Source organism: Psychrobacter sp. NPDC078501, from assembly GCF_044900935.1.
Lineage (GTDB): Bacteria > Pseudomonadota > Gammaproteobacteria > Pseudomonadales > Moraxellaceae > Psychrobacter.
In genome coordinates this window covers 14,953-27,173 of the sequence record NZ_JBJDOS010000015.1, presented here as the reverse complement: position 1 = coordinate 27,173, position 12,221 = coordinate 14,953, and the positions used below count along the sequence as shown (strand labels likewise).

Here is a 12,221-nt window from a genome sequence, read left to right as displayed (position 1 = left end):
TGAATTTGTCTGACGCTGCTAAAGGTTATGAAATTTTCGAAAAGCGTGAAGAAGAATGTCGTAAAGTCATTTTAACTCCTTAATTTTTCAAATTTACCCTTAACTTTTAACATTTAAAGGTTAGGTCATAGCTGCTTTAACGAGGTTGTCTTAAATAATGATTATCGCTAAAGCAGCTAGTAAAAAAATCTTTGACTTGCTTTTCTCTGCACACGGCAAAAAAAATCATCCTCCAACCGATTTTCATGGGTTTAGGGATTAAAAAAACTAACTAACTGTCTTAGATGGTCTTAAAGCTTAGAAGTATAAAGCACAATAAACTTTCTTATATTTATCAGGATCATCTTTATTAGCTACAAACCCTTTGCTAACCAACTTTACCGTTAAATGTTTCACCTTCATCATTAGTTATCATAACAATCAAGTTTTGATCCTCAAAACTTTGGAGTTCTTTAATCAGCTCTTTAATTGTCTTAGTTCTATCTTCCCATTGCACTATACATAAAACATAAAACTTCTAAACGATAACCTATCTATCATTAGACTTGTTTCTATTATTAAATGATAGTAATATCTTGCTATTATCAATGAACATTAATTATTAAGTCTAAGTAATAGGGATAGCGTTATGACCGTGCGTATTTATGTGAGAGCTAGCACTAAGGATCAAGACGCTACTAGAGCATTAGCGGAATTGATTACTTTCAGTAGAGATTATGATGACAACCATGTTGATTACGTTGAGCACTTCAGTGGTACGAAGCTCGATAGACCAGCATTAGCTAAGCTGCTAAAGGACGCTGAGCAAGGCGATATTCTACTAGTTGAAAGCGTGGATAGATTAAGCAGGCTATCTCAAGATGATTTTTCGATTCTAAAGCAGCGCATCAAAGATAAGGGTTTACGATTGGTAGTGGCTGATCTACCAACAACGCATATGGTAAGTAAGGGTATGACAGGTGAGATTCTAACAGTGATTAATCATATGCTGATCGACTTATTAGCAACGATGGCAAAGCTTGATAACGACAAACGTAGAGAGCGTATTAAGCAGGGATTGGCGAACAGTGGCTATAAGCCCACTGGTAAGAAGCCTAATACAACGAAACACAATCGTATTAGAGAATTAGATAGTCAAAACAATATGACAAAAGAGGAAGTCGCTAAGGCGGTTGGTGTTGGGGTAGCTACCGTTTATCGTGTCTTAAAGCAGAGCTAACAGTTATAGTTGGAGTGAATAAGGTAGTCTAAATGTACTTCGTTGTGTACATGCAGTGAGCTTTTGGATCTTTATTCTTATTTACCATAAGCGCTGTTATGGGAAGAAGGGCTGCTATCTAGTGAGAACTTAAACCTTCAATTGTGAGCTATATTGATCAATGGTTTGATTTATCAATATAGCTAAAATGTACACAAAATGAGATTTTTGCGAGTAAATTAAACTATTTTTGATCTACCTTTCATCCTTATTCATTAGATTATTCAAGAGTACGTTCTATCAACACTGTGTTTGCTATCTCTATACCGATTTTCGCAATCACAGCGTTTCTATCTTCAAACGAAGCATCGGTGTCCGTAATGTATAAAGCGGCGATGATAGGTTTGCGACCTGGAGGCCACATTACAGCCGTAATCGCACGTGATCCATAACCGCCAGCGCCTGTTCTGTCTGCTATGATCCAGTCACTTGGAACACCTTTACGAAACAGCGCATCACCAACCTCATTAGCCTTAAGCCAAGATTGCAGTTGTTGACGAGACTCAGTAGATAATGTTTCTCCCACCACTAATTTTTCAAGTGTCGTTATCATTGCCATTGGTGTGGTGGTATCTCTTTTATCTTTAGGTGTCGCCTCATTCAGCTCAGTTTCCCAGCGATCAAGTCGCGTTGTATTGTCCCCAATAGAACGTAAAAAATGAGTGAGAGATTTAGGTCCACCTATGGCTTGCAAAATAAAGTTGGCAGCTGAATTATCACTGGTTGACAGGGTTGCATGACACAACTCCCCAAGAGACATACCTTTTTTGCCTACCTGCTTTTCTGTCACAGGAGAGTAAGTAACCAGATTTCTTTTAGAGAACCTTATGACTCTATCTATCTTTTCCTGACCTAAGTCAACATTATGAAGAACATTGGCACAAGCAAGTGTTTTAAAAGTACTGCTTAAAGGAAAACGTTCATCAGCTCTATACTCCCAGCGTTGCTCGGTCTCTAAATCATGCACAGCCATGCCGATTCGAGCACCCAATTTATTCTCAGCATTTTTGACAGAGTCAATTAGTGAGCCTGCTGCATTGACGTGTAATGATAGCGTAAGACAAAAAATAGTGATTAGTGTGCTAAAAATTTTAATCTTGTTTTGGAGTAAATGCATGATGATTAGAGTTTCCTTTGAAGGCATATGATCTACAGTTATAACGCAAACCCTTTGAAAACAATATGCCTTGCCTATACGGTGTAATGGTATAGCTACCATACTCGAAATCAGTCCCGTAACACTATTACTGATAGTGTTACGGTTAGCTAAAAATATTTCATCAGTTGTTCAGTTTACTGACTTAGATGTTTGGCATGAAAGCGCAAATGCTCTTCAATAAAGCTGGCGATAAAATAGTAACTATGGTCATAGCCCTCATGCAATTGATACATTAAAGGATAATCGTTTGATTCTGCAGCTGCGAGTAAAGCTTCTGGCTTGAGCTGCTCTACAAGGAAGTTGTCAGACTCACCCTGATCTACTTTAGCAGGAACTAATTCAGTTGCTCGTTTCATGAGCTCACTAGGATCGTAGTTCAGCCAATTGGCTTTATCTTCACCTAAATAAGCAGTAAAAGCTTTTTGTCCCCATGGAGAATTCACAGGGTTACTGATAGGACTAAAAGCAGACATTGAGCGGTAACGCTCTGGGTTAAGCATGCCAATGTTCAACGCACCAAGACCACCCATCGAATGACCAGAAATGGCTCTCTTATCAGATACTGGAAACGATGCCTCAATTAACTCAGGCAACTCATTGACCACATAATCATACATCTGGTAGTGCTTGCTCCAAGGCATCTCAGTAGCATTAACGTAGAATCCTGCCCCTTGACCTAAATCGTAGGCTGCATCATCAGCAACATCTTCACCACGAGGGCTAGTATCTGGGGCGACAATAGCGATACCCAATTCTGCAGCAATACGCTGTATCCCAGACTTCTGCATGACGTTCTCATCTGTGCAGGTCAAGCCTGACAACCAATAAAGGACAGGGACTTTTGTACCACTGCCCATCTGAGGCGGCAAGTAAATAGCAAACTGCATACTACAATTTAATGATTTTGAATGATGGCTATACTGCTTATGCCAGCCACCAAAACTTTTATTGACACTAATATTCTCTATGGACATACTAAAACACCTCTGTTAAAACATTAAATGCTGCCCCCAAAAAGAGACAGCACTGTTATCATGACAACATAACTACTTAATGTTAATCACCTATAAATGACCGATTATTTGTTAAAAAAGATCATGATGACTCATTCTTAAAAATGAATAACCGTACGAATACTCTCGCCTTTATGCATCAAGTCAAACGCTTCATTGATGTCTTCTAATGGCATGGTATGAGTAATGAAATCCTGTAATGGGATTTCGCCCGCTAGATAGCGCTCAACATAACCTGGCAATTCCGTACGACCTTTCACGCCGCCAAATGCTGAACCTTTCCAGACACGACCAGTCACTAACTGGAATGGACGGGTTGAAATTTCTTTACCTGCACCAGCCACGCCGATAATAACCGACTCGCCCCAGCCTTTATGGCAGCACTCAAGCGCGGAACGCATCACATCGACGTTACCGATACATTCAAACGAATAATCAACACCGCCATCGGTTAACTCAACGATGACTTCCTGAATTGGTTTGTCATAATCTTTTGGATTAATACAGTCAGTTGCGCCTAGTTTTTTGGCTAACTCAAACTTGCTTTCATTGATATCAATCACAATGATGCGGCTGGCTTTTGCCATTGCAGCACCGATGACCGCTGACAGCCCAATACCGCCCATGCCAAAGATAGCGACCGTAGCACCTTCTTCGACTTTTGCAGTGTTCATGACCGCACCCATACCAGTCGTGACGCCACAACCTAGCAAGCAAACTTCTTCTAATGGCGCTTCTTTATTGACTTTAGCCAATGAGATCTCTGGCAAGACAGTATATTCAGAAAAAGTTGAGCAACCCATGTAATGGTAAATTGGCTGACCATCTTTATAAAAACGCGTTGTGCCGTCTGGCATCAGACCTTTACCTTGAGTCTCGCGCACTGCTGAGCATAGGTTGGTTTTACCTGAAGTACAGAATTTACATTCACCACATTCTGCGGTGTATAGAGGAATGACATGGTCGCCAACTTGGACACTGGTGACGCCTTCACCAATTTGCTCAACGATACCACCACCTTCATGACCCAAAATCGCTGGGAATACACCTTCTGGGTCTTCACCAGATAAGGTAAAGGCATCGGTATGACAAACGCCGCTAGCGATGATTTTTACCAAGACTTCGCCTTTGCGCGGCAGCATGACATCCACTTCTTCGATAGATAGCGGCTGATTTGGCCCCCAAGCAATGGCGGCTTTCGATTTAATAAATTTATCTGACATAAGAGTCTCTCTTTTTGGTTAGTTGATTGTTGTCCCTGTTCAACTCAGACATATTTCTAGAACACCATGTTGAGCTGAGCGAAAAATTTGATCTCTATTTACCTTACCATTTTGTGATATGAGTGTTCTACTGCTTTACTATTATCTTTTAGCCCCATCAAATGCAGCTACTTAAAAGGATACAGTACTTCGTTGCTACTTTACATCAATGGCTATGCCCTTGTGATAGGCTAATGGTAGCAACGCCTACTGCAACCAACCCCATGCCGATCCAAGTGCTCAAATCGAGATGTTGTCGGTAGATAACCGCAGACAATGCCGTTACCGTCACTATCGCAAGTCCTGCCCATAGCGCATGAACAATACCAACCGGCATTCCTTTCATAGCCTGTCCTAAAAAAACAAATGCAGCTAGATGTCCTAACAGAACTAACATACTTGCTAACGGCTTAGTGAAGCCATCCGTCTGTTTTAATGCAACGTGAGATAAAGCTTCTGCAACCACTCCGAAAAAAAGAAACATCCAACTCATTTTGCACCTCTTGTATTAGCAAGCTTTAGTTGCAATGAACTGGAGCCTGTTTGAATTTATGCTTGTATTATATCTATTTCTGATTAGATGATAATATGCTATATTCGAAACTATCTTTTGCATATAGGTAATAATGATGAAATGGGATGGTATCAGTGAGTTCGTTTACGTGGCTGAATACGAGAGTTTTACGAAAGCTGCAAAGAAAATAGGCATCTCGACCGCTCAAGTAAGTCGACAAGTCAGCGCCTTAGAACAACGTCTCAATATTAAATTACTTTACCGAACGACTCGTAAGGTCTCGCTAACAGAAGAAGGCCGTGTTTTTTATCAGCACTGCCGCGGGGTACTTGATGGTCTCGATGCCGCAGAGCAAGCGGTGACTAATTTGCAGTCAAAACCGCAAGGCATGATTAAACTGACAACTCCTGTCACTTATGGTGAACAACAATTGATGCCATTGGTGAATGACTTTATGGTGCAATATAGTGATATTGAAGTGACTGCCTTTTTGAGTAATCAGCAGGTTGATTTGATTGAAGAGGGCTATGATTTAGCCATTCGCATTGGAAAGCTTCGTGATTCGACTATGATGGCAAAAAAACTCAGTAGTCGTACTAATTTTGTCTGTGCGGCGCCCTCCTATATTGAGAAATACGGCATACCGCATTCTCTGACCGAACTTGGTCAACATAACTGTCTGCTGGGGACGCTAGACTACTGGCACTTTAAAGAGTCTGGTAAAGAGAAAAACATTCGAGTGACAGGTAGCGTGCGTTATAACAGCGGTTATAGTTTAGTCGATGCGGCTATAAAGGGATTGGGTATTGTGCAGCTACCTGATTACTACGTACAAAAGCATTTAGAATCGGGGGAGCTGGTCAGCTTATTGGATAATCTTAGGGAACCTGAGGAAGCTATTTGGGCTCTATATCCTCATAATCGCCATTTGTCGCCAAAAATTAGGCTGCTACTAGATTATTTAGCAGCACATTTATCTAAACCCTAACTGGGTGATAGTAAGAACTACCCATACTTTAAGGCCTCGCACCTCGAAAGATAAATCATCTAATTACTTGGAGGTCTTGCACACTACTCTAACCAACTCGATCGTTAGGAGGCTGACATGATCGTCAAGCAAAAACCGAACGCACTCAAGCTGTTTTTTACCTTGCGCGGCTCTATCCTACCAAAAATTTATCCTCAGATTTTTCTCACCATCTTGCTTAGCACTCTAATAGCAGGCATCCAGTACTGGTTTCCAGGCTTCTTCTCCTCTTATAGTACGGCTCCCTTCACTTTTCTAGGGGTTGCTTTATCATTGTTCCTCGGCTTTCGTAACAATGCCAGCTATCAACGCTGGTGGGAAGCTAGGGGTCAATGGGGTCAGCTAGTAGTGGATGCTCGTAGCTTGGCCCGCCAAGTGCTCTCATTTATGGATGAAGAAACGGAGACTGGACGGCAAACCCAGCGCCGTATGATTCACCTAACCATCGCCTTTACTCATGCTCTGCGCCATCGACTACGTGACACTGAACCTTGGCAGGACGTTGATCGTTTTGTAGAACCCGAGCATCACCTCAGCATGCGCCAAGCGCAAAATCTGCCCGAGTACCTGCTGCGGCTGATGGGGAAAAAGGTCGGTTATAGCCGACGTGAGCGATTATTATAGGAATTTCTAGTACAGAACATGGATGAACGGCTGACCTCTATGACTGTAGTTTTGGCCGCCTGCGAGCGCATTCATTATACGCCACTACCATTTGCTTATACGCTGTTAGTACATCGCACCACCTACTTATATTGCTTTATGTTGCCTTTTGGTTTGGTGTCATCTCTGGGATGGGCTACTCCGTTTGTCTGTGCAGTGATCGCCTATACTTTTTTTGGTTTAGATGCTCTTAGTGAGGAGTTGGAATCGCCTTTTGGCTTGGCCGCTAACAATCTACCACTGAGTGCTCTGTCGCGTACCATCGAAATTAACTTACTAGAGGCACTGGGAGAAACCGATCTGCCGCCCGATATAAAATCTAAAAATGGCTACTTACAGTAAATTATTTTGCGTAAGCAGTTAGCCTTAAGTCTCTGGCTGAGTAGTTATATAAACAGTCTTGATGGTGACGGAACAAATAATGGCATTGTTCAAACATGAGTAGATATACGAGCCTCTATTAATAAAAATTATTATTACCTTATGGTAAAAGTCATTTTCTTTTTAGACCTATTATCTTTTATATGAAATAACGTATGATGGTTTCTATCGACAGACGACGCGGCAAACTTGCTGCAACTCGATAGAAAAACTATTGATAAAAAATCATCCACAACCGGAGAACAACACATGAGCATTTTTACTCACGTTACCCTTGGCACTAACGATGTTAATCAAGCACGTACATTCTATGACAACGTTTTAGAGATTCTAGGGCTTAAACGTATTGCTGACCTAGGTGATAATGGTTCAATATGGGGCGTAGATGCACCATCTTTATTTGTTATGAAACCTAATAATGGTCAACCAGCTAGTGTTGGTAATGGTAATATGGTGAGCTTTGAAGCACCAAGCCGCGCTGCTATTGACGCATTTCATGCAGCAGCATTGAGCGCTGGTGCTCAAGATGAAGGCCAGCCTGGTACACGCGATTGGGCGCCTAACGCTTACGCGGCCTATGTTCGTGATCTAGATGGTAATAAGCTTGCCGTTTATTGCTTCAAAGAAGCATAACAGCAGTCTTACGGACCGCTCGTTCGTAACCGCTAATATTAGTATCAATACTACCGAAAAAGGGTCCTGCAAATTTTGCAGGACCCTTTTTCGTCATTGAAATCAGCTTTATAACACTTGATACCCTGTCTATTTATGTGAGTCCGCGTACTATGTAAGTAACGCACAGACTCTGTAATAGCAACAAAATGTTAAAATTCTTCTTATTACATTCAACCTTTTATAAAGAATATCAATAGATAAATAACACTTATCCATGACTGCAAACGTCAATGAGCAAAATCCAAATATATTTAAAATCAAGAAATACAATTCAATAGGAGTCGCCTGTTTATGGCCACCAATAACAATAAACATATCAATAAAGACATTCTCTGTGACACTGACCACAGTGTTCGAGTCAGGGGAGCTCGCGTTCATAACTTAAAGAATATAGATGTAGATTTACCTCGTGATGCACTGGTCGTTTTTACCGGTATATCAGGATCAGGTAAGTCATCACTTGCTTTTGGCACTTTATTTGCTGAGTCACAACGTCGTTATTTAGATTCAGTATCCCCTTATGCGCGTCGATTGATAGATCAAGTTGATGAGCCTGATGTTGATATGATAGAAGGTCTGCCGCCAGCAGTTGCTCTACAACAACAACGAGGTACGCCCTCAGTGCGTTCATCAGTGGGCAGTGTTACCTCTATCTCAAACGGGCTACGCATGCTCTATTCACGAGCTGGAGATTATCCTACTGGTCAAGAGATATTGTATGCCGATGCGTTTTCGCCAAATACACCTGAGGGTGCCTGTCCTACTTGCTCTGGTATTGGCCGCGTGTTTGAAGTCACCGAAGAGTTACTAGTACCTGATAACACCAAAACCATTCGAGAGCGTGCTATCGCAGCATGGCCACCAGCGTGGCAAGGCAAAAACCTAAGCCGCATACTGGTGTCACTCGGCTACGATATTGACACGCCTTGGCATAAACTGCCAAAAGAAACCCGCGATTGGATCTTGTTTACAGATGAAACCCCAACCGTTCCTGTCTACCCTGAATACAGCCTTGAGCAAGTAAGAAAAGCGATTGAGAGCGGCGAAAAGCCCAACTATATGGGCACGTTTTCGAGTGCAAAGCGCTTCATACTGCATTCTTTTGCCACTACTCAGAGCTCATTGACAAAAAAGCGCGTTTCTCAGTTTATGCAAATCTCTGTATGTCCAGAATGTGATGGTAAAAAACTGAAAAAAGAATCACTATCCGTTACGTTCGCAGGACTTGATATTGGGGAGCTGTCGCAACTGACCTTTATCGAACTGGCGCGCAAGCTTGAGACTGCGGCCAATAAAGTCCCAACTGACAATATGGCAAATCGTGAAAAGGCTATCGTCGCTCAGCGCATTGCCAGTGATATGTTATCTCGGGTAAAAGCACTGACCCTATTGGGTTTGGGGTACTTATCACTTGAGCGCACCACACCTACACTATCTCCTGGTGAGCTACAACGCTTACGCCTAGCCACTCAAATTCGCTCACAACTTTTTGGGGTGGTTTATGTACTAGATGAACCATCCGCTGGTCTTCATCCAGCAGATACCCAAGCATTACTAAGTGCCTTAGATGAGCTCATTGCCGCTGGTAACTCAGTGTTTGTCGTCGAGCATGATGTGAGCGTCATCAGACACGCTGATTGGATCGTAGACGTTGGCCCCAATGCGGGTACTCATGGCGGCGAGGTGATTTATAGTGGTCCTGTAGAGGGATTGCGCGACGTGACTCACTCGCATACCAGCCGCTATCTGTTCAGCACTGACGCTATCGTAAAACGCACACCAAGAGAGCCGACAGCGTGGCTTAAACTTACAGGGATTACGCGTAATAACTTACAAGAGCTGGATGTCGGTTTTCCATTGGGTGTGATGACTACTGTCACGGGTGTATCAGGTTCAGGAAAGTCGAGTCTAGTGAGTCAAGCTTTGGTAGAGCTCGTTTATGAGGCTCTAGGACAAAAACAAACGGTTGAAGCTCCAACTGGCGAAGCCGATTTACTTGAGCAAGAGTTGGAGACGCCAACCGGTGGACAAATCATTGAGGGTATGGATGATGTCAAACGACTGGTAACCGTCGATCAAAAAGCTATTGGGCGTACGCCGCGCTCAAACCTTGCTACCTATACCGGACTGTTTGATCATGTCCGTAAGCTATTCGCGTCAACGAGCGAGGCAAAATCTCGTCGTTACAACGCAGGGCGTTTTTCATTCAACACGACTAAAGGTCGTTGTCCTAATTGTGAAGGCTTAGGCTTTGTGAGTGTCGAGCTACTGTTTCTTCCTAGCGTCTATTCGCCTTGCCAAGTCTGTCACGGACAGCGCTACAATGAGGACACGCTAGAGGTCACGTATCGTGACAAAAACATCGCCGATGTGCTGGCGCTCACGGTTGAATCAGCTTATGAATTCTTTGCAGACGACCCTGCTATCTTGCGAGCATTAAGTGCCTTGCTACAAGTCGGGCTTGGCTACTTACGACTTGGCCAACCAGCAACTGAGCTATCTGGCGGTGAAGCCCAACGTATTAAACTTGCCACTGAATTGCAGCGAACGCAGCGCGGCGATACGCTGTATATCCTAGATGAGCCAACAACGGGTTTGCACCCAAAAGATGTCTCGATGTTGATGGCGCAATTGAATGGACTTGTTGATGCCGGTAACAGCGTTATCATGGTCGAACACGACATGCAGGTTGCTAGTAGTAGTGATTGGGTGATTGATATCGGCCCTGGTGCAGGTGGTGAAGGTGGCCATATCGTGGCGCAAGGATTACCTGAAACAGTCGCTGAGTCGAAGATCAGCCGAACCGCACCTTTCATGCGCCTCTAGTGCCCGTCGCAAACCTCTTATGATAGTGTAAAAAAACGACAGCGATAATCAGTTTATCGCTGTCGTTTTACTTAATGTAATTTGATCTTTGGACGACCTATGCGTAGTATCTTTTCGCTAATCCATAAAGCAAATGTCTTGAAGGCACCATGAATAGACATCTGATGCATGCGATAGAGCGATATGTACATAAAACGGGCAATCTTTCCTTCAATGAAAAAGCTGTTATTGGTGAGATTACCCATTAAGTTTCCCACAGTACCGTAACGTGATAGATTAACCAGTGACCCATAATCGTTATAGGTAAAACCTCGTAGTGGCTGCTTTCTTAACGTTGCAATTATATTTTTTTCAACACATTTTGCCATTTGATGTGCAGATTGCGCGCGCGGTGGCACTTGTTTGCCATCGGTTTGGGTGAAGGCGCAGCAATCGCCTAATACAAAGATACGGTCATCAACCGTGCTTTGTAAAAATTTATTTACCCGAATTTGATTATTAGAAGTAAGCTCAAAAACCCCCAAATCTTTAATAAAATCAGGGGCTTTTACGCCTGCCGCCCATACCATGATATCAGCCTCAATCTGCTCATCATCTTTCGTAATAAAGCCGTACTTCGTCGCCTCTTTCACCTGTGTATGTTCACGTACATGAACGCCTAGTTTCAATAATTCGCGCTTAGCACTTGATGCAATACGCTCAGGCAAGGCAGGTAAAATGCGTGGTCCCGCTTCAATTAAATGGATGTGTAAACGTTTCGGCGACATATTTGTCAAGCCGTATAGCTTTAATAGATTAGACACATGGTACAGCTCAGCTGAAAGTTCTACTCCCGTTGCACCTCCACCAACAATGGCGATATTAAGTGCTTGCTGCTGGTTATCATCTTGATGAAGACGCGTAAAACCATCAAGCAATGAATGCTGAAAACGTTGAGCTTGCTGAGTTGAGTCCAAAAAGTAGCAGTTTTCCTTCACCCCAGGGGTATTGAAGTCGTTACTTATGCTGCCAATGGCAATAACAAGATGATCGTAGTGCACGTGGCGTTCCGGCAAGATAGTATGGCCTGATTCATCATACAGTGCAGCAAGAGTGATGGTTTTAGTTTTTTGATCAATATTATCAAATTCCCCCAGCTGAAAGTGGTAATGATGCTGAGCAGCATGCGCCGAGTACACCACACCATCTAAATCAGAATCAATAGAGCCTGTCGCGACTTCATGCAGTAACGGTTTCCAAATATGAGTACGGTTTTTATCTATTAATAATATATCGGCTTGCTTTTTCTTTCCTAACTTGTGTCCTAATTGGGTTACAAGCTCTAAACCACCAGCACCGCCGCCAATAACGACAATTTTAGGTGTGATTATATTCATAACGTTGTCCTAGACAATAACATATTCAAATAACTGACAATCTATTCGCAAGGTAGGTTATGAAAAC

Annotated in this window: 9 protein-coding genes and 1 pseudogene; 5 read left to right on the top strand and 5 right to left on the bottom strand. The window is 42.7% G+C overall.

From position 1 onward, the window contains the following. Positions 1-628 precede the first annotated feature (628 nt). On the top strand, positions 629-1,219 hold the full coding sequence (locus ACI2IW_RS13595) for a recombinase family protein (RefSeq protein WP_102076510.1): 591 nt from the start codon (positions 629-631) through the stop codon (positions 1,217-1,219). Positions 1,220-1,478: 259 nt separating this feature from the next. Here ACI2IW_RS13595 and blaCARB read toward each other — a convergent pair whose 3' ends face one another. The 4 genes from blaCARB to ACI2IW_RS13575 all read right to left on the bottom strand — a co-directional run bounded on the left by blaCARB (position 1,479) and on the right by ACI2IW_RS13575 (position 5,176). Then, positions 1,479-2,375: a CARB/PSE/RTG family carbenicillin-hydrolyzing class A beta-lactamase gene (blaCARB, locus tag ACI2IW_RS13590; protein ID WP_102076509.1), complete on the bottom strand. Its 897-nt coding sequence runs from the start codon at positions 2,373-2,375 to the stop codon at positions 1,479-1,481. 176 nt (positions 2,376-2,551) lie between these two features. After that, on the bottom strand, positions 2,552-3,385 hold the full coding sequence (gene fghA, locus ACI2IW_RS13585; RefSeq protein WP_228706521.1) for an S-formylglutathione hydrolase: 834 nt from the start codon (positions 3,383-3,385) through the stop codon (positions 2,552-2,554). 143 nt (positions 3,386-3,528) lie between these two features. Beyond that, a complete protein-coding gene (locus ACI2IW_RS13580; RefSeq protein ID WP_102076507.1) occupies positions 3,529-4,653 on the bottom strand; it encodes an S-(hydroxymethyl)glutathione dehydrogenase/class III alcohol dehydrogenase in 1,125 nt (374 codons plus the stop codon). A 205-nt stretch (positions 4,654-4,858) separates the two neighbouring features. Then, on the bottom strand, positions 4,859-5,176 hold the full coding sequence (locus ACI2IW_RS13575; protein WP_228706520.1) for a multidrug efflux SMR transporter: 318 nt from the start codon (positions 5,174-5,176) through the stop codon (positions 4,859-4,861). A gap of 145 nt (positions 5,177-5,321) precedes the next feature. On the opposite strand from ACI2IW_RS13575, the gene ACI2IW_RS13570 reads away from it, so the two are divergent. From ACI2IW_RS13570 to uvrA, 4 genes and pseudogenes are all read left to right on the top strand, one after another. Further along, the gene (locus tag ACI2IW_RS13570; RefSeq protein WP_102076505.1) at positions 5,322-6,194 is read left to right on the top strand and encodes a LysR family transcriptional regulator; all 873 of its coding nucleotides are present in this window, start codon (positions 5,322-5,324) and stop codon (positions 6,192-6,194) included. Positions 6,195-6,311: 117 nt separating this feature from the next. After that, positions 6,312-7,238: pseudogene (locus tag ACI2IW_RS13565) on the top strand (bestrophin family protein). 288 nt (positions 7,239-7,526) lie between these two features. Further along, positions 7,527-7,910, top strand: coding sequence for a VOC family protein (locus tag ACI2IW_RS13560; RefSeq protein ID WP_102076504.1), 384 nt, complete (start codon positions 7,527-7,529; stop codon positions 7,908-7,910). A gap of 333 nt (positions 7,911-8,243) precedes the next feature. Further along, positions 8,244-10,778, top strand: coding sequence for an excinuclease ABC subunit UvrA (gene uvrA, locus ACI2IW_RS13555; RefSeq protein WP_102076503.1), 2,535 nt, complete (start codon positions 8,244-8,246; stop codon positions 10,776-10,778). A 71-nt stretch (positions 10,779-10,849) separates the two neighbouring features. On the opposite strand, the gene ACI2IW_RS13550 is transcribed toward uvrA, so the two are convergent. Further along, on the bottom strand, positions 10,850-12,154 hold the full coding sequence (locus ACI2IW_RS13550; protein ID WP_102076502.1) for an NAD(P)/FAD-dependent oxidoreductase: 1,305 nt from the start codon (positions 12,152-12,154) through the stop codon (positions 10,850-10,852). Positions 12,155-12,221 lie beyond the last annotated feature (67 nt).